This window comes from Flavobacteriales bacterium (assembly GCA_016712535.1).
Lineage (GTDB): Bacteria > Bacteroidota > Bacteroidia > Flavobacteriales_F > PHOS-HE28 > PHOS-HE28.
The window spans coordinates 60,920-80,568 of the sequence record JADJQW010000002.1 but is presented as its reverse complement, the minus strand read 5'-3'; the positions used below and the strand labels follow the sequence as shown (position 1 = coordinate 80,568).

Genomic DNA, 19,649 nt, shown 5'->3' with positions numbered 1-19,649 from the left:
CTAGTACACGATCCGCTGCTGCGGGCTCTCCACCGCATTGCTCACGTTCAGCGCGCGATCGACCAGGGTGACGGTGAAGCGCACGGTATCGGCAGGCCATCCCGCCGGATACGTGATCAAGGGCCAGGGCTTCAGCGCCACGGCGATCTCGCCCTCCAGCGTCTTGTTCTGACCCGTGGGGGTGATCACGGGTATGCGGTAGTACAGCGGGAGCTGGAATGCAACGCGTCGCCAGGCGCCGTTCTCGAGCGTATCGTACTCGAGGAAGAGATTATGATAGTAGGTGCTGCCCGTGTCGAAGGGCGGTTGATCGTAGGCGTCGCTCAGGCCGATGTCGCCATCGCCATCCGTGAAGCTGATCACCAATGAAGCAGAATCGCCGAACTGCGTGAATGACTTGAATTCGATCACCGGCTCGGGCGGCAATTGCTTCTCCGGTTTGCACCCGGAGAGGGATAGGAACAGGAGGCCGATGGCCCCGGCTACTTTCGCCCGTGCTTGCCCGCCTTTCCGCATGGTCCCAAAAGTATGACGCCCCGAATGCCAGCCCACGCCGTTGCCCGCTTGCGCAGCGACGTTTTCGCGGTGAAGGACGCCGCAGGCTTTGATGCGCTGGCACTGGAGCTCTTCCGGATCCACGTGGAGCGCAACCCGGTCTACCGTGATTTCATTGCGGCATTAGGCCTTGACCCGCAGGCCATCCTTCGGGCGGCTGACATCCCCTGCCTGCCCATCACGGTCTTCCGCAGTCAGCGCGTGCTCCTTGATGGGCTTGAGCCTGCTTTGGCTTTCACGAGCAGCGGCACCACTGGAAGCATCACGAGCACGCACCTGTTGCCTTGGCCCGAGCACTATGAGCGCTCTTTCATGACATCCTTCTCCGCCGCGTACGGAAACCCGTCGGAATGGCGGATCCTGGCGCTGCTACCGGCCTATCTCGAGCGTCAGGGCAGTTCGCTCGTGTACATGGCTGAGAGGCTCATCGCTGCGAGCGGTGATTCCCGAAGCGGTTTCTACCTGAACCAGTACGATGAGCTTGCTGAGGTGCTGAAGCGATCGGAAGTCGAGGGCCGCAAGACCCTGCTGCTGGGTGTCACCTTCGCACTGCTCGACCTGGCCGAGCGGCATCCCATGCGGCTGCAGCACACCACCATCATGGAGACCGGCGGCATGAAAGGAAGACGGCCGGAGATCGTGCGCGAAGAACTGCACAGCATCTTGAAGCGAGCTTTCGGTGTTGCGTCCATCCACAGCGAGTACGGCATGACGGAACTGCTCTCGCAGGCATGGAGCACGGGAGATGGGCGCTATCGCTGTCCACCTTGGATGCGGGTGAGCTTGCGAGAGGTGAATGATCCATTCAGTCCAGTGGACTTCGGCCGCACGGGCGGCATAGATGTGATTGACCTGGCGAACGTGGGCAGCTGCCCGTTCATCGGTACGCAGGACCTGGGACGCATGCAACCCGATGGGTCATTTGAGGTACTGGGGCGGTTTGACAACAGCGACGCAAGGGGCTGCAACTTGATGGTGGAGTGAGTATCGACGAATGTCGTGGGACGTAATTTCACACTCCGGACGTCACGCATGTTCAATACAGCGGCAAGCGCCAACCTTCCAACGACCTTAGGTATGCACCCGCTCAGAATAGCCAGATTCGTATCGCTGCTTGGTCTATTAATCATGGTCCTTGCTCATTGCCAGGCGCAGTGGGCCACCGGTATAAAATCACCCTGCCCGGAAAGGGTTCCGTTCAAGTTGATCGCTGGAACGACCCGGGTGGGAAAGGACCTTCGAGAGACGAAACGAAAGAGCAATGCGTTCGGCGCCATCCATACGTTGGGATACGCGGCTAACCATTCCGGGGTTTATCCGGGCGGAGCCCGGATGCGACCGACTAGGCGCCTCACAACGACGGATCCGGAATTCGGAAAAGACTCCGACCATCTGATCTCAGGCACGTTCAGATTGCACTATCGGAACGGGGTGCTTCAACAGGAACTCGTATTCAAGGATGGCTACATTCTCTCAGATAAGACCTACTACAAGAATGGGAATCTCATGTATTGGATCGATTACGATCTGGATATCGATCACTGCCTATTCACCTGTCATGTGCAGCGCTGCATGACCAAGAAAGGTCCGCTTCCGACAACCGAGCACATATTGACTTACATCGACAAGCGCTATGGATGGCATTCTCCTTCGTATGCTTCAACGGCAAGGTGGCATGACTGGAAACTGGAATGCGAGACATGGGCTCAACCGTTGCAGTTCATCCAGCCCGGCCTTACTGATTCCCGCATTAAGGCGCCCGAGCGCGCCGTGGAAGCGTACTTCATTCGGACGGACCGGTCCGTGATGCCTGCTTATGCTATTGTCCGTTTGCCGAGTAAGCGTTGCCTGGATCGACCATTCAAGGTCACAGGTCTTGAAATGTCCCTCACCCATACGAACGGCGCTCCGGTGCAATGGACCTCCGTTGAACTTGTCCTGCCAAATAGTATCCCGTTCGCTGGTCTGCGGTCAAGGAAGCCTGCGTTGGGCCGATACCACTGTTTCCCTCTTGGCAAGCGTACCTCCTTCGGATACAAGGCCTATGAGCTGAAGCCTGGCACATACACGATGAGCATCCACTACAGAGCAAACCCTGTAGCTGCGCCTGTCCTGATCGATCAAGTACCGTTCGGGGTGAGCGGTAATTGACCTCGGCTATCCATCACACCACCTTCACCAGGAAGTAGTTCTTCTTTCCGCGTTGCAGCAGCACGAAGCGGCCATCGGCCTTGGGCTGCCATAGCTCATCCACCTTCTCCCGGTTCACGCTGATGCTGCCCTCCTTCAGCGCACGCTTCGCCTCGCCCTTGCTCGGCAGGAAGCCGGTGCGGTCGGTGAGCAGGTCGATGATGGTTGTGCCACTGAGTGTTTCTCGTCTCACTTCCGCTTGCGGCACGCCCTCGAACACATCGAGCCATTGCTGTTCGGAGAGCTGCTTCAGCGCATCTGAGGTGGCGTTGCCAAAGAGGATCTCACTGGCCTGCTTCGCCGCCTTCAGTTCCGCCTCCCCATGCACCCTTCGTGTGATGTCCTCCGCCAGAGCTTTCTGCACCGCGCGCAGGTGCGGCGTCTTGGCATGTTCCGCGATCAGCGCCTCAACGCGTTCGCGTTCCCGTAGTGAAGATCCGCAGGCACTTCTCGGCTTCCATGTCGCCTACATTCAACCAGAACTGGTAGAACTTGTAGGGTGATGTGCGCTTGGCATCGAGCCACACGTTGCCGCTCTCGCTCTTGCCGAACTTGGTGCCATCGGCCTTGGTGAGCAGCGGCGTGGTGATGGCGAAAGCAGGATTGCTCACCGCCTCTTCGCCGCCCATGCGCCGGATCAGTTCGGTGCCGGTGGTGATGTTGCCCCACTGGTCGCTGCCGCCCATCTGGAAGTTGCAGCCCTTGTTCTTCCACAGCCAGTAGAAGTCGTAGCCCTGCACCAATTGAGCTCTTGCCGCTGGGGTCGCCCACCATGCCGGTGGCGCCGCCCACCAGCGCGATAGGCGTATTGCCGCAGCGCTGGAAATGCACGAGCATCATGATCTGCACCATGTTGCCCACGTGCAGGCTGTCGGCCGTGGGGTCGAAGCCGATGTAGCCGCGCTGCTGGCCCTTGGCCAATTGCTCTTCGGCGCCGGGCATGCTGTCGTGCAGCAGTCCGCGCCAACGGAGTTCCTCGATGTAGTTGGTCATTCCAAGAGGCCCGCGAACGGGCGGCGGCGAAGGTAGAGGCCGGGAACGCCCGCCTACCTTGCGCGCCATGGACCTCGTCACGGGCGCCACCGGCATCGTGGGCACGCATCTGTTGCTGGAGCTGCTCCGCGAGGGGCGCACCGTCCGGGCATTGCGACGCGGCGGATCCGATGCTTCCATCGTTGACCGCGTGTTCCATCACTACGGGGCCGGTGATCTGGTCGCGCGGATCGAGTGGGCGGAAGCCGACATCCAGGATGTCACCGCGCTTGCTGATGCGATGGATGGCGTGGAGCACGTGTACCATGCCGCTGCGCTGGTGAGCTTCGACCCGCGCAAGGCCGACGCGCTGCATGCAGTGAACGTGCAAGGCACGGCCAACCTGGTGAATGCCGCGCTTGAGGCCGGCGTGAAGCGCCTTTGCCATGTGAGCAGCACGGCCGCGATCGGCGCAGCGCAACCGGGAGTGTTGCGCGATGAGTCGATGGCCTTCACGGATGGCCGCTGCAGTTCCGAATATGCGCGCAGCAAGCATCTGGCGGAGCTCGAGGTGCATCGGGGCATCGCCGAGGGGCTCGACGCGGTGATCGTGAATCCGAGCGTGATCATCGGTCCCGGGTTGCCGGGGCGCAGCAGCATGACGCTCATCGAGCGACTGCGGAGCGGCACGCGCTGGTACACCACAGGCTCGAATGCTTTCGTTGATGCGCGGGATGTGGCGGCCTGCATGCGCAAGCTCATGGATCGGGGCGTTCCCGGCGAGCGTTATCTGCTCGTTGGCGCGAATGCCAGGTACAAGAGGCTGTTCGAGTTGGCGGCTGAGTGCTTCGGGCAGGAGCCGCCCGTCTCAGAGGCGAAGCCGTGGATGCTCGCTCTGGCATGGCGCGCTGAGCGCATGCGTTCGCTGCTTACCGGATCATCGCCGTTGGTCACGAAGGCCACGGTGTCGAGCGCATTGAGCGCCCGCGCGTACAGCAACGCGAAGGTCGACGCCGTGCTCGGGCATCAATTCCTGCCGCTCGAGGAATCCGTGGCCAATGCGGTGTCTTTCGCCGCAGCGGGCTGAGGCCAGCCGTCCTTCATGCGGCGCAAGCGCTCCACCACGTCATCGTAGACCGCCTTCATTTCCTCAGGACGCATGGCGTAGTGGTCGAAGCTCCTGCGGAAGGCGGCGCTATCGATGCCGTGCTCCGCATAGAGCTCCTTGCAGTAGAGCGCCATCGGCGGAGCATCAGCGGGCACCACCATCATCTCCTGGCTCATTCGTGCCTCGAGTAGCGTCATGCCCACCATCACCTCGGTGAATCGCTCGCGGTCGAGGACGTCATCGGGCAGCGGGGCCTCCGCTTCGCATGCGCTGAGCAAGAGGATCGCGATGATGGGCAGTGGCTTCATCGGGCGAATCGGAGGCGCTCTCCGCGCATGGATGCATCCACTCTTCCTTCTGCGTAGCAGAGCCTGCCGTTCACCCAGGTGCGCAGCACGCGCGCATGGAAGCGCTCCCCTTCGAATGGCGACCAGCCGCATTTGCTCTGCACCCCTTCGCGCGTCACGGTCCAGGGCGCATCGAGGTCAATGAGGACCAGGTCGGCCTTCCAGCCTTCGCGCACATAGCCGCGATCCGAGATATCGAAGAGCCGTGCCGGCGCATGGCACATCTTCTCCACCACTTGCGGCACGGTGAGCACGCCTTGGCGCGCCAGTTCCAGCATTGCCGGCAAGGCATGCTGCACCAAGGGGCCGCCGCTGGGGCATTGCGCGTACGGCATGGCTTTCTCCTTCAGCGTGTGCGGCGCATGGTCGGTGGCCACCACATCGATCCGGCCATCGTGCAGGGCGCTGCGGATGGCGTCCCGGTCGGCGCGGGTCTTCACGGCGGGGTTCCACTTGATCAAGCTGCCTTTGGCGGCGTAATCGGCATCGGTGAACCAGAGATGGTGCACGCATGCTTCCGCAGTGATGCGCTTGGCCTCCAACGGGCCGGGCTCAAAGAGCTCCAGCTCGCGCGCCGTGCTGATGTGCAGCACATGCAAACGTGTGCCGAATGCCTTCGCCCGCGCTACCGCTGCACTGCTGCTCGTGTAACAGGCCTCGGCGCTGCGGATCAGCGGATGCTCCTCGATGGGGATGTCTGGGCCGAAACGGGCGGTGCGCTTCTCCAGTTCGATCTTGATCGTGGGGTCGTCCTCGGCGTGGACGGCCAGGAGCATGTGCGCACGGCGGAACAGCGTATCGCGCGCAGCGTCGTCGCTGATCACCATGTCGCCGGTGCTGCTGCCGAGGAAGGCCTTCAGCCCGCAGACCATGCGCGGGTCGGTGCGAACGACTTCCTCGATGTTGTTAGCGCCGCAGCCCATGTAGAAGGAATAGTTGACCACGCTGCTCGCAGCGGCCATCTGGTATTTCTCCTCGAGCAGCTCCTGCGTGAGCGTCTGCGGCACCGTGTTGGGCATCTCCATGTAGCTGGTGATGCCGCCTGCAGCCGCCGCCGCGCTCCCATGCGCGATGTCCTCCTTGTGCATGAGGCCCGGCTCACGGAAGTGCACTTGATCATCGATGGCTCCGGGCAGGAGGTGACGGCCCCGAGCGACATGTTCCTTCGCGCCAGCAGCCGTTCCGATGCCTTCCGGCGCCAAACGCTCGATTCGGTCGCCATGCACGAGCACATCGGCGTGGAACACCTTCCCGTCGTTCACCACCTGCGCATCGCGGATCAGGAGCTTCTCCATGGCTTCACTTGATCCATCCGCCGAAGCGCATCTGCAGCACGCCGATGATGGCCTCGCGGAAGATGCTCGAGTTCATCTTGCTGGTGCCCTTGGCCCGATCGATGAAGGTGATGGGCACTTCAACGATGCGGAAGCCCTTGCGCCGGGTGCGGTACTTCATCTCGATCTGGAAGGCGTATCCGATGAAGCGCACTTCATCCAAAGGCAGCGCTTCGAGCACCCGTCGCGTGTAGCACACGAAGCCCGCAGTGGTGTCTCGCACCCCGAGCCACAGGATGGCACGCACATAGAGCGATGCGCAATAGCTCAGGATGATGCGGTCCCAGCTCCAGTCGCGCACCTGGCCGCCTTCCACGTAGCGGGAACCCACGCTCATGTCGCCGCCATCGGCGCAGGCCCTCCAGAGCCGTACCAGGTCGTCGGGGTTGTGCGAGAAGTCGGCATCCATCTCGAAGATGAAGCTGTAGCCGTTGGCAAGCGCCCACTTGAAACCGTTGATGTAAGCCGTGCCAAGGCCTTGCTTGCCTGCTCGCTCGATCAGATGGATGCGACCAGGGTGCAGGCCTTGGGCCTCTTTCACCAGTGCGGCGGTGCCGTCGGGCGAGCCGTCATCAACAACGAGGAGGTCGAAAGGCGGTTGCAGTCCGATCACGCGCGCGATGACCTCGCGTATGTTCTCGCGCTCGTTGTAGGTGGGGATGATGACGAGGCGCTCGGGCAAAGGGGTAGGCTCTTGCGAACGGTTGCGCAGCGAGCGCGGCGAAGATACCTGCCAGTGGGAAGGTGATCTGCTGCCTCACCGCAGCAGGTTAACATGCCCGATGCGCTCCACCCGGTCTCCACTGAACAAGTCCTTCACGCGCACCTGCCAGACATACACGTCCATGGGGGCGTCAGACCCGTCAGCCATGCGGCCATCCCAGGTCTCGCCCGGTGTCTCGCTCAAGAACACCCGCAAGCCCCAGCGGTCGTACACCTCGAAGCGGTAGAATCGCTCATCGATGCCGAAGGTGACAGGCGCGAAGCCCTCATTCTTGTTGTCGTTGTTCGGGGTGAAGGTGTTCGGGACCCAGAGCACCATGCCATCGGCAAGGGTGATGGTGCGGCAGGACGTATCGGCGCATAGCGCGCTCGCATATGCGATCAAGCAGACGCCGTATGCATCACCGATCTGTGCGGGGAAGGTGTAGCGCAGGTCAAGCTCTTCGGATACAGGCTCCTCATTGATCTGCCAGGAATAGGTGCTGGCTCCTGTGGTCGTGTTGCTGAAGAAGCCGACCGGCTGCAGGGTGGTGATCACTTCGGGCAGCATGGTGAAGTCGGCTGTCGGCGGCGCGAACGCGGTTACGGCGTCCTCCACCGTCAAGGTGTCCGCGCCGCAACCGTTCCCTGCGTCGACGATGAGCGTCACGTCAAAGCTGCCCGGTTCGTTGACGGTGTAGACAAAGGGAGCGCACTCCATGAGCGGCGGCTCATCGCCGATGATCCATGTGCATGTGCCGGTGCCCGTGTAGGCGTGCGAGAACGTCACCTCAAGCGGCACGCACTCGCCTTCGCTCTCGGCAAGGAAATCGGCCACCGCAGGCGGAATCACCGTTGTGGCCACCGTTGCGCTCACTGCGGGGCAAGGCGCTGCAGGAGAAACGAAATAGGTGTAAACGCCAGGTGCGCTGGTGGCCGGATCGAAGGTGCTCACTGTTGTGCTGCCATCGGGAGCGACCCATGCTCCACCGGCATCCGGCGTTCCTCCAAGCACATTGAAGAGATCCGCGGGATCATCGCCCGAGCAGAAAGAGATCGCTCCTGAGGCCCCCGCATCGCCGGCGATGCTAACGCTCACAAAGACCAGTGCATCATCGTTGACGCAAGGAGCCAAGCCCGGCACCGTGTAGGTATAGGGTCCAGCCTGACCCGTGGCCGGGTCAAACAAGCCGCTGAAGGGGGCGCCTAGGGGATCGGTCCATGTCCCGGTGGCCTGCGGCGTTCCGCCGAGCTGCATGAACAGGTTTGTCGCAGGGCCCGAAGTGCAGATGCTGAGCGCGCCGTCTTCTCCCGCCATCGGAACGGGGTTGATCGTGACCTGCACCAAGCTGTTGGCCGAAGGGCAGGGTGCGATTCCTGTGACCGTGTACGTGTACGTGCCCGATGCATCTAACGCCGGATTGATCGTGGTTCCATGCGCAGCGCCATTGGGAGCGGTCCAGCTTCCACCCGCATCGAGGGTGCCGCTGAGCCCGTCGAACAAGGAGGCGGACCCCCCGCTCGCGCATAATGTCAAGGAGCCGCCGATGCCCGCAAGCGGCGCGGTATTCACCGTAATGGTGAGCGACGATTGGTCATCGGGGCAAGTGCCGCCACCGGTTACCGTATAGGTGTATATGCCCGGAATCGATGTGGCGGGGTTGAAGCTCGATTGAGCGGTCGTGCCATTCGCATCGGTCCATGTGCCGCTTGCATCAGGAGCGCCCGCGAGTTGCCCGATCATGGCGAAGGGGGCATCCGTGCTGCAGAGTACGATGCTGTTGTCGTCGCCGGCATTGGGTCCGGGCAATACGTTCACGGTGACGATCGCTAATGCGTTCGGACACGCAACACCAGCGATGGTATAAGTCTGTGCTCCGCCGATGTCAGTGCTTGGATTGAAGGTCCCGTTGAATGTCACGCCATCCGGGTTCGTCCAAACGCCTCCGGCTTGCGGCGTACCGCCTAGAAGCATGAACAGGTTCACAGGGTCGCTTCCTGGGCATAGGTCAATCGTTCCAGGAAGGCCTGGATCGCCCGGGGATTCTTCGGTGATCGTCACACTCGAACTTGCTCCAGCACACGGCGTCACCGCGGCGATGGTGTAGGTGTAGATGCCCGGGTTCATCGTGGCGGGATCGTAGCTGCTGCCGACCACCGCTGATGGTCCGCTCCAGGTGCCGCCCGCATCGGGCGCACCGCCGAGCTGCGCGAAGAGGTCGATCGCGGCTCCGTTGCCGCAGGCCGTGGCGCTGCCATTGGTTCCCGCGTTGGGCGAGCTCGTCTCGGTGACGGTCACCGTTGCTGATGCGTTCGTGCACGGCGCGACGCCGTTCACCGTGTAGATGTATGCGCCTGGCGTCATCGTCGCCGGATCATAGTTCCCGCCGGCCACGGCGCTAGGTCCGCTCCAAGTCCCGCCTGCTTGCGGCGCACCGCCCAGCGCTGCGAAGAGCGATTGCGCGGCACCAACGTCACAGGCAGTGATCGAGCCATCGCTGCCCGCATCGGCCGGCGCGTTCTCGGTGATCGTCACCGTAGCACTGCTGCCCAGGCAGGGCGCCACCGCCGCGATGGTGTAGGTGTAGATGCCCGCGTTCATCGTGGCGGGATCGTAGCTGCTGCCGACCACCGCTGATGGTCCGCTCCAGGTGCCGCCGGCATCGGGCGATCCGCCGAGCTGCGCGAAGAGGTCGATCGCGGCTCCGTTGCCGCAGGCCGATGGCGCTGCCGTTGGTTCCCGCGTTGGGCGCGCTCGTCTCGGTGACGGTCACCGTTGCTGATGCGTTCGTGCAAGGCGCGACGCCGGTCACCGTGTAGATGTATGCGCCTGGGGTCATCGTCGCCGGATCATAGTTCCCGCCGGCCACGGCGCTAGGTCCCGCTCCATGCTCCGCCTGCTTGCGGCGCACCGCCCAGCGCTGCGAAGAGCGATTGTGCGGCACCAACGTCACAGGCAGTGATCGAGCCATCGCTGCCCGCATCGGCCGGCGCGTTCTCGGTGATCGTCACCGTAGCACTGCTGCCCAGGCAGGGCGCCACCGCCGCGATGGTGTAGGTGTAGATGCCCGCGTTCATCGTGGCGGGATCGTAGCTGCTGCCGACCACCGCTGATGGTCCGCTCCAGGTGCCGCCCGCATCGGGCGATCCGCCGAGCTGCGCGAAGAGGTCGATCGCGGCTCCGTTGCCGCAGGCCGTGGCGCTGCCGTTGGTTCCCGCGTTGGGCGAGCTCGTCTCGGTGACGGTCACCGTTGCTGATGCGTTCGTGCAAGGCGCGACGCCGGTCACCGTGTAGATGTATGCGCCTGGGGTCATCGTCGCCGGATCATAGTTCCCGCCGGCCACGGCGCTAGGTCCGCTCCATGCTCCGCCTGCTTGCGGCGCACCGCCCAGCGCTGCGAAGAGCGATTGTGCGGCACCAACGTCACAGGCAGTGATCGAGCCATCGCTGCCCGCATCGGCCGGCGCGTTCTCGGTGATCGTCACCGTAGCACTGCTGCCCAGGCAGGGCGCCACCGCCGCGATGGTGTAGGTGTAGATGCCCGCGTTCATCGTGGCGGGATCGTAGCTGCTGCCGACCACCGCTGATGGTCCGCTCCAGGTGCCGCCCGCATCGGGCGATCCGCCGAGCTGCGCGAAGAGGTCGATCGCGGCTCCGTTGCCGCAGGCCGTGGCGCTGCCGTTGGTTCCCGCGTTGGGCGAGCTCGTCTCGGTGACGGTCACCGTTGCTGATGCGTTCGTGCAAGGCGCGACGCCGGTCACCGTGTACACGTATGCGCCTGGCGTCATCGTCGCCGGATCATAGTTCCCGCCGGCCACGGCGCTAGGTCCGCTCCAAGTCCCGCCTGCTTGCGGCGCACCGCCCAGCGCTGCGAAGAGCGATTGCGCGGCTCCGTTGCTGCACACGGTGAGCGCACCGTCAGTACCGGCGTTGGTCGCTGCGTTCTCGGTGACGGTGATCGTGGCCGTTGCGTTCGTGCAAGGCGCGACGCCGTTCACCGTGTACACGTATGCGCCTGGCGTCATCGTCGCCGGATCGTAGTTGCCGCCAGCCACGGGTGAGGGACCAGCCCATGCTCCGCCCGCTTGCGGCGCACCGCCCAGCGCTGCGAAGAGCGATTGCGCGGCTCCATCGCTGCACACGGTGAGCGCACCGTCGGTACCGGCGTTGGTCGCTGCGTTCTCGGTGACGGTGATCGTGGCCGTTGCGTTCGTGCAAGGCGCGACGCCGTTCACCGTGTACACATAGGCACCGGGGTTCATCGTCGCCGGATCGTAGTTGCCGCCAGCCACGGGAGAGGGACCAGCCCATGCTCCGCCAGCTTGCGGCGCACCGCCCAGCGCTGCGAAGAGCGATTGCGCGGCTCCATCGCTGCACACGGTCAGTGCACCGTCGGTACCGGCGTTGGTCGCTGCGTTCTCGGTGACGGTGATCGTGGCCGTTGCGTTCGTGCAAGGCGCGACGCCGTTCACCGTGTACACATAGGCACCGGGGTTCATCGTCGCCGGATCGTAGTTGCCTCCGACCACGGCGCTAGGTCCGCTCCAAGTCCCGCCTGCTTGCGGCGCACCGCCCAGCGCTGCGAAGAGCGATTGCGCGGCTCCATTGCTGCACACGGTGAGCGCACCGTCGGTACCGGCGTTGGTCGCTGCGTTCTCGGTGACGGTGATCGTGGCCGTAGCGTTCGTGCAAGGCGCGACGCCGTTCACCGTGTAGATGTATGCGCCTGGCGTCATCGTTGCCGGATCGTAGTTGCCTCCGACCACGGCGCTAGGTCCGCTCCAAGTCCCGCCTGCTTGCGGCGCACCGCCCAGCGCTGCGAAGAGCGATTGCGCGGCTCCGTTGCTGCACACGGTGAGCGCACCGTCGGTACCGGCGTTGGTCGCTGCGTTCTCGGTGACGGTGATCGTGGCCGTTGCGTTCGTGCACGGCGCGACGCCGTTCACCGTGTAGATGTATGCGCCTGGCGTCATCGTCGCCGGGTCGTAGTTGCCTCCGACCACTGCGCTAGGTCCGCTCCAAGTCCCGCCAGCTTGCGGCGCACCGCCCAGTGCTGCGAAGAGCGATTGCGCGGCTCCGTTGCTGCACACGGTGAGCGCACCATCGGTACCGGCGTTGGTCGCTGCGTTCTCGGTGACGGTGATCGTGGCCGTTGCGTTCGTGCAAGGCGCGACGCCGTTCACCGTGTACACATAGGCACCGGGGTTCATCGTCGCCGGATCGTAGTTGCCGCCAGCCACGGGTGAGGGACCAGCCCATGCTCCGCCCGCTTGCGGCGCACCGCCCAGCGCTGCGAAGAGCGATTGCGCGGCTCCATCGCTGCACACGGTCAGTGCACCGTCGGTACCGGCGTTGGTCGCTGCGTTCTCGGTGACGGTGATCGTCGCCATCGCGTTCGTGCAGGGCGCCACACCGTTCACTGTGTAGGTGTAGGCGCCCGGCGCCATGGTCGCGGGATCGTAGTTGCCGCCAACGACAGGAGAAGGTCCGCTCCAGGTCCCACCCGCTTGCGGCGCACCGCCCAGCGCTGCGAAGAGCGATTGCGCGGCTCCGTTGCTGCACACGGTGAGCGCACCATCGGTACCGGCGTTGGTCGCTGCGTTCTCGGTGACGTTCACAGTTGCCGTTGCGTTCGTGCAAGGCGCGACGCCGGTCACCGTGTACACATAGGCACCGGGGTTCATCGTCGCCGGATCGTAGTTGCCGCCGACCACGGGTGAGGGACCAGCCCATGCTCCGCCCGCTTGCGGCGCACCGCCCAGCGCTGCGAAGAGCGATTGCGCGGCTCCGTTGCTGCACACGGTGAGCGCACCGTCGGTACCGGCGTTGGTCGCTGCGTTCTCGGTGACGGTGATCGTGGCCGTTGCGTTCGTGCACGGCGCGACGCCGTTCACCGTGTACACGTATGCGCCTGGCGTCATCGTCGCCGGGTCGTAGTTGCCTCCGACCACGGCGCTAGGTCCGCTCCAAGTCCCGCCAGCTTGCGGCGCACCGCCCAGCGCTGCGAAGAGCGATTGCGCGGCTCCATTGCTGCACACGGTGAGCGCACCGTCGGTACCGGCGTTGGTCGCTGCGTTCTCGGTCACGTTCACAGTTGCCGTTGCGTTCGCGCACGGTGCGATGCCGTTCACCGTGTACACATAGGCACCCGGGTTCATCGTCGCCGGGTCGTAGTTGCCTCCGACCACGACGCTAGGTCCGCTCCAAGTCCCGCCTGCTTGCGGCGCACCGCCCAGTTCTGCGAAGAGCGATTGCGCGGCTCCGTTGCTGCACACGGTGAGCGCACCGTCGGTACCGGCGCTGGTCGCTGCGTTCTCGGTCACGTTCACAGTTGCCGTTGCGTTCGCGCACGGAGCGATGCCCGTTACGGTGTACACATAAGCACCGGGGGTCATCGTGGCCGGGTTGTAGTTGCCGCCGACCACTGGTGAGGGACCAGCCCATGCTCCGCCCGCTTGCGGCGCACCGCCCAGCGCTGCGAAGAGCGATTGCGCGGCTCCGTTGCTGCACACGGTGAGCGCACCGTCGGTACCGGCGTTGGTCGCTGCGTTCTCGGTGACGGTGATCGTGGCCGTTGCGTTCGTGCAAGGCGCGACGCCGTTCACCGTGTACACGTATGCGCCTGGCGTCATCGTCGCCGGGTCGTAGTTGCCGCCAGCCACGGCGCTAGGTCCGCTCCAAGTCCCGCCCGCTTGCGGCGCACCGCCCAGCGCTGCGAAGAGCGATTGCGCGGCTCCATCGCTGCACACGGTGAGCGCACCATCGGTACCGGCGTTGGTCGCTGCGTTCTCGGTGACGTTCACAGTTGCCGTTGCGTTCGTGCAAGGCGCGACGCCGGTCACCGTGTACACATAGGCACCGGGGTTCATCGTCGCCGGATCGTAGTTGCCGCCGACCACGGCGCTAGGTCCGCTCCAAGTCCCGCCTGCTTGCGGCGCACCGCCCAGCGCTGCGAAGAGCGATTGCGCGGCTCCGTTGCTGCACACGGTGAGCGCACCGTCGGTACCGGCGTTGGTCGCTGCGTTCTCGGTGACGGTGATCGTGGCCGTTGCGTTCGTGCAGGGCGCGACGCCGTTCACCGTGTACACGTATGCGCCCGGCGTCATCGTCGCCGGGTCGTAGTTGCCTCCGACCACTGCGCTAGGTCCGCTCCAAGTCCCGCCAGCTTGCGGCGCACCGCCCAGCGCTGCGAAGAGCGATTGCGCGGCTCCATTGCTGCACACGGTGAGCGCACCGTCGGTACCGGCGTTGGTCGCTGCGTTCTCGGTCACGTTCACAGTTGCCGTTGCGTTCGCGCACGGTGCGATGCCGTTCACCGTGTACACATAGGCACCCGGGTTCATCGTCGCCGGGTCGTAGTTGCCTCCGACCACGGCGCTAGGTCCGCTCCAAGTCCCGCCAGCTTGCGGCGCACCGCCCAGTTCTGCGAAGAGCGATTGCGCGGCTCCGTTGCTGCACACGGTGAGCGCACCGTCGGTACCGGCGCTGGTCGCTGCGTTCTCGGTCACGTTCACAGTTGCCGTTGCGTTCGCGCACGGAGCGATGCCCGTTACGGTGTACACATAAGCACCGGGGTCATCGTGGCCGGGTTGTAGTTGCCGCCGACCACTGGTGAGGGACCAGCCCATGCTCCGCCCGCTTGCGGCGCACCGCCTAACTGGGCGAAGAGCGATTGCGCGGCTCCGTTGCTGCAAATCGTCAAATTGCCGTTCGTGCCCGCATTGGTAGCCGTGTTCTCCGTGACGGTGATCGTCGCTGTCGCGTTCACGCATGGTGCCGCACCGGTCACGGTGTACACGTATGCGCCGGGGTTCATCGTGGCCGGGTTGTAATTGCCACCGAGCACTGGTGAAGGACCAGCCCATGTTCCACCTGCTTGCGGCGCACCGCCTAGCTGGGCGAAAAGACTCGTTGCCGCACCATTGCTGCACGCGGCGAGCGCACCATCGGTTCCAGCATTCGGTGGCGGGCTCTCTGCAACCGTCACGGTGGCGGTCGAATTCGCGCAAGGCGCTGGGTTAGTCACCGTATAGGTGTACACGCCTGGATTCATCGCAGGCGGATTGTAATTGCCGCCCACCACCGGTGAAGGACCGCTCCATGCACCACCTGCCGTGGGTGTACCGCCTAATTGCGCGATTAGGGAGAACGATGCACCATTGCCGCACACGGTGATGTTCCCGTTAATGCCCGCGTTGCCTGCCGCACCTTGATTAACCGTTACGGTTGCCGAGGCGTTCTGGCAGCCATTCCCAACCGTGTAGGTATAGACCCCAAAAGCATCGGTGGCCGGATCGAATGTCCCGTTATGCGCCCCGCCAGGACCTACCCATACGCCACCGGCTTGCGGGACGCCCCCGAGTTGGGCGAATAGATTGATAGGCGGGGTGCCTGGGCAACTGGCAACAACTGTCGAGGTTCCGGCATTCGGCGGAATAGGCGGTGCCGCCACCACATTGATCGTGAGCTGGTAATTGGAAAGGTTCTGCAGCGGGCAGGCGTTGTCGTTCACATCCACGAGCACCGCGACGGGCGATAGCGCGAGCACAGGCGTCCAGCATAAGGTGGCGACGGCCGGGTTCGTGCCGTTGACGATGAAGGTTGCACCCGGCAGCTGGGCGGTGATCTGGGAGGAGAGCGTGACCACCGCCAAGGGATCCACATCCGTGAAAGTGAGGTCAACGCATGAAGGCACGCCGTCGCACATCTCCACGGAAGTGGCACTGGTGATCACTCCGCTGGTGATCGAGGTGGGCCCCACGTTATCGGCAGGTGGGTCGGTGCAGGGAATCACGATGAAGAGGAAGTCGCGCATCACGGTGCCGATGAGCTGGCCCAAGGCATTGTAGGAGGCGACCTGTAAGGCTACCACATAGCGGCCTGTGATGGTTGGCGTGAAATTGATGGTGCCCGTGTTAGTGTCGAGCGTGATGCCGGGAATGGGAACGGCCGCAGTGAAACCGGGTTGGTAGGTCACGTTCGTCGGCAGGGGGGCTCCGAACCGTGCACTGATGAAGGAGTAGACGAGTGTGTTGCCGTCGGCATCAGTGACCTCCGGATTGTAGGAGACCGGCTCACCCACGCACACGTATGGAATCGTCATATCGCCGAACTGCGGCGACTGGTCGCAAAGGCCGCCCAGGTTGTTGAGCGTGGCATTCACGTACATGCCCGGGGTGAGCTGCACGTTCTGCGTTGCTGCACGGCAGCATATCGCCCAGCTGATGTTCCAGCTATTGCATGGCGCCAGATTGAGCGTGACCTGGAACTGATAGTGCATGACGCCGGGCAGGGTACCGCCATTGCACGTGCTGTTGAGCAACTGAGAGCCGCATAGCTGTGAGACCTCGTTGGTCTGAACCAACGGTATGTTGTTCAGCGTGAAATTGACGCCGCAGTTGTTCGTGAAGTTGAGCGCGTGCGGCGTGAGCGGTGCTCCAGCGCAATCAAGGAAGAGGTCGAGCGTGATGGTGTACGAATTCCCACCATTGCACACATAAGTGATGTTCGCTCCGCTGAAGTGATCGGCACGGGCAGCCACGAACCCCATCGCCAAGGTGGCAAAGGCAGCGATTCGCCGAAGGGTTCCCGTGAATGGCATTTCAATGCGCCCCTGCGCTTGGGCAGGGCCTGGTCGAAAGGGCGTCGAAGATAATCAAACCCATTATCCTTCAGGTGGTTAAGGCAATATCAGGAAGGGTGCTGTAACGTGAATCCCACATGAACTGTTCGCCTGATGGAATTAACCCGTTCATGCCTGATCATTCAACCGGAGCGCGGCTACTTTTGCCGCCCGCGTGAAACAGCCCTGCCTCAGGACTGACGCGGATTCACCGACCACCGGCGCCCCCTTCGCCCTCATGACACTACTCCGCCATCAATTCCCCGCTGGCCGCACCCTGCTTGTCCTGCTTGCGTGTGCGTGCGCTTTCGGGCTGGAAGCGCAGATTGATACGTTGGTGAACCCAGCGCCGCCGGACACTTCGGCAGCCAATCGCCCGCAGCTGCCGGTCTTTACCCTTACCACCGACGACCTCGATGGCGAGTTGGGCAACCAGGACATCAGCGGGATCCTGCAATCGTCGCGCGACCCCTTCACGGCGGTGGCTGGCTTCAACTTCGGACAGGCACGCTTCCGCATCCGCGGCTACGATGGTGAGAACACCGTCGTCACCATCAACGGGGTGCGGGTGAACGATCTGGAGACGGGTTGGGCCGTTTGGAGCAATTGGGCGGGCCTGAATGATGTGACCCGATGGATGCAGGTGCGCACGGGCATTGGTCCGAGCCGTTTGGTGTTCGGAAGCCTCGGCGGCACCACGGACATGGACATCCGCCCGAGCGCCTTGCGGAAAGGAGTCCGGGCGTCGTATGCCAGCGCCAACCGCGCCTATCGCAATCGAGCGATGTTCACCTACGCCACTGGCATGAACCCCAAGGGCTGGTCGTTCGCTGTGAGCGGTTCCCGGCGGTGGGCCGAAGAAGGATATGTGGAGGGCACCCCCTTCGACGCCTATTCCTACTACATCGGGGCCGAGAAGCGCATCAACGCCAACCACTCGATCAGCCTGAGCGCGTTCGGGGCTGCGATCACGCAAGGCAGGCAAGCCTTGGCGGTGCAAGAGGCCTACGACCTCACGGATAATCCCTGGTACAATCCGAACTGGGGCTATCAGGCCGGCCAGAAGCGCAATGCCAAGATGAGCCGCGACCACAAGCCGATGATCCTGCTCACCCATCGCATGCAAGTGAGCCCGGCAGCTCGCCTCACCACTTCGGCGTACTACACCTTCGGCCGCGACGGCCTCACCGGACTGAACTGGTTCGATGCGAAGGACCCGCGCCCGGACTACTACCGCTACCTGCCCAGCTATTTCCGGTTCCAGGATGCGGAGCAGTTCGGCCCGCAGACGAATGCCTGGCAGAACGATGTGAACACGCGTCAGCTCAACTGGGACCAATTCTGGTTCGCCAACCGGAAGAACATCTACCAAGTGGAGAACGCGAACGGCATCGCAGGGAACACCGTCACGGGGAACCGCAGCAAGTATGTGGTGGAGGAGGTGCGTCAGGACCCGACGCGATTCGGCCTGAACAGCGTGTGGGACAAGGCCCTGAACGACCGCACGCACCTGACCATCGGCGCGAGCTTCCACCAGCAGAAGACGCACTACTTCCGGGTGATGGACGATCTCCTGGGCGGCGACTTCTGGCTCGACATCGACCAGTTCGCAGACCGCGACTTCAACGACACGCTGATTTCGCAGAACGACCTGAGCACCACCAACAAGCTCGTGCGAGAAGGTGATGTGTTCGGCCACGACTACAACATCCATACGCGCGTGGCGGACCTCTTCGGCCAATGGGAGCGCAAGTGGACGCGCGTGGAGGCCTACCTCGGCGCGAACATCTCGCAAACCAGCTTCTGGCGCGAAGGCAATCTGCGCAACGGTCGGTTCCCGGAGAATTCGTTCGGTGAATCGGAGAAGCAGGGATTCTTGGGCTATGGCCTGAAGGGCGGCTTCATCGGCAAGATCACCGGGCGCCACTTCGTGACCGCCAACCTCGCGTACATCGTGCGCCCGCCGGCCGGCAGCGTGGCCTACCTCTCCCCGAGGGTGCGCGATGCCGTGGTGAGCGGCTTGACGCAGGAACGCGCCAGCGGCGCCGATGTGAGCTACGTGCTGAAGGCCCCACGCGTAAAAGGCCGGGCCACGCTCTACTACTCGCGCATCGCCGACCAGGTCTGGAACCGGAGCTATTACCACGACGAGTTCCTCACCATCGTGAACTACACCATGACCGGCGTGGACCAGGTGCACCAGGGCATTGAGCTCGGCGTGGAGGCCAACCTCACCAGCACGTGGCAACTCACTGCCGTTCATGCCGGCGGCGATTACCGCTACGATTCGCGCCCGACGGCTACCGTGACGCGCAACAACAGCGATGAAGTGTTCGCGCAGGACCGCACCGTCTATTGGAAAGGCTACCGCGTGGGCGGCATGCCGCAGAGCGCCTCTTCACTCGGGTTGCGCTACAACTCGCCGAAATTCTGGTTCGCGGGCGCCAGCGCCAACCACTTCCGCCACATCTACCTCGACCCCAACCCTGATCGCCGCACGCAGGAAGCGCTGGAGAACCTGGTGACCAGCGATCCGCAATGGGACGGCCTGCTCAACCAGACGCGCCTCGACGACCAGCTCACCGTTGACTTCTTCGCCGGCAAGAGCTGGATGTTCAAGCGCAAATACCGCTTGGCTGTGAACGTGAGCGTGAGCAACGTGCTCAACAACCGCGAATTCCGCGTGGGCGGCTTCGAGCAGCTCCGCTACGACCGCATGGACCCGGACCGCTTCCCGCCGAAGTACAGCTACCTCTTCGGCCGGAACTACTTCGCCATGCTCACTTTCAGCTTCTGAACAACAACGCACAACCGCATC

The 19,649-nt window shown here is 63.5% G+C and carries 11 protein-coding genes and 1 pseudogene; 4 read left to right on the top strand and 8 right to left on the bottom strand.

Features of this window, described 5'->3' with window-relative positions:
• Entirely contained in the window at positions 1-516 is a 516-nt protein-coding gene (locus tag IPK70_00335; protein MBK8225603.1) for a hypothetical protein, read from the bottom strand.
• 24 nt (positions 517-540) lie between these two features.
• Here IPK70_00335 and IPK70_00330 point away from each other — a divergent pair, with 24 nt between their 5' ends.
• Both IPK70_00330 and IPK70_00325 read left to right on the top strand, forming a co-directional pair.
• Positions 541-1,539 (top strand): acyl transferase, encoded by a 999-nt coding sequence (locus IPK70_00330; GenBank protein ID MBK8225602.1) that lies wholly within the window; start codon positions 541-543, stop codon positions 1,537-1,539.
• 48 nt (positions 1,540-1,587) lie between these two features.
• On the top strand, positions 1,588-2,706 hold the full coding sequence (locus IPK70_00325) for a hypothetical protein (protein MBK8225601.1): 1,119 nt from the start codon (positions 1,588-1,590) through the stop codon (positions 2,704-2,706).
• A gap of 13 nt (positions 2,707-2,719) precedes the next feature.
• On the opposite strand, the pseudogene tyrS reads toward IPK70_00325, so the two are convergent.
• Positions 2,720-3,738: pseudogene (gene tyrS / locus IPK70_00320) on the bottom strand (tyrosine--tRNA ligase).
• 67 nt (positions 3,739-3,805) lie between these two features.
• Between tyrS and IPK70_00315 the strand changes: the two are divergent.
• Positions 3,806-4,804 (top strand): NAD-dependent epimerase/dehydratase family protein, encoded by a 999-nt coding sequence (locus IPK70_00315; protein MBK8225600.1) that lies wholly within the window; start codon positions 3,806-3,808, stop codon positions 4,802-4,804.
• Here IPK70_00315 and IPK70_00310 read toward each other — a convergent pair.
• The 6 genes from IPK70_00310 to IPK70_00285 form a co-directional block, all read right to left on the bottom strand.
• Positions 4,744-5,133: a DUF4296 domain-containing protein gene (locus IPK70_00310; protein ID MBK8225599.1), complete on the bottom strand. Its 390-nt coding sequence runs from the start codon at positions 5,131-5,133 to the stop codon at positions 4,744-4,746. The genes IPK70_00315 and IPK70_00310 overlap by 61 nt on opposite strands.
• Entirely contained in the window at positions 5,130-6,467 is a 1,338-nt protein-coding gene (locus tag IPK70_00305; protein MBK8225598.1) for a dihydroorotase, read from the bottom strand. The genes IPK70_00310 and IPK70_00305 overlap by 4 nt, the downstream gene beginning before the upstream one ends.
• A 4-nt stretch (positions 6,468-6,471) precedes the next feature.
• Positions 6,472-7,188: a polyprenol monophosphomannose synthase gene (locus IPK70_00300; GenBank protein ID MBK8225597.1), complete on the bottom strand. Its 717-nt coding sequence runs from the start codon at positions 7,186-7,188 to the stop codon at positions 6,472-6,474.
• Between the two features lie 75 nt (positions 7,189-7,263).
• The gene (locus tag IPK70_00295) at positions 7,264-9,810 is read right to left on the bottom strand and encodes a gliding motility-associated C-terminal domain-containing protein (protein ID MBK8225596.1); all 2,547 of its coding nucleotides are present in this window, start codon (positions 9,808-9,810) and stop codon (positions 7,264-7,266) included.
• A gap of 272 nt (positions 9,811-10,082) precedes the next feature.
• A complete protein-coding gene (locus IPK70_00290) occupies positions 10,083-14,837 on the bottom strand; it encodes a hypothetical protein (GenBank protein MBK8225595.1) in 4,755 nt (1,584 codons plus the stop codon).
• Entirely contained in the window at positions 14,759-16,750 is a 1,992-nt protein-coding gene (locus tag IPK70_00285) for a hypothetical protein (GenBank protein ID MBK8225594.1), read from the bottom strand. Before IPK70_00285 ends, IPK70_00290 begins: the two co-directional genes overlap by 79 nt.
• Before the next feature lie 319 nt (positions 16,751-17,069).
• Here IPK70_00285 and IPK70_00280 point away from each other — a divergent pair, with 319 nt between their 5' ends.
• On the top strand, positions 17,070-19,628 hold the full coding sequence (locus IPK70_00280; protein MBK8225593.1) for a TonB-dependent receptor plug domain-containing protein: 2,559 nt from the start codon (positions 17,070-17,072) through the stop codon (positions 19,626-19,628).
• Positions 19,629-19,649: the final 21 nt, after the last annotated feature.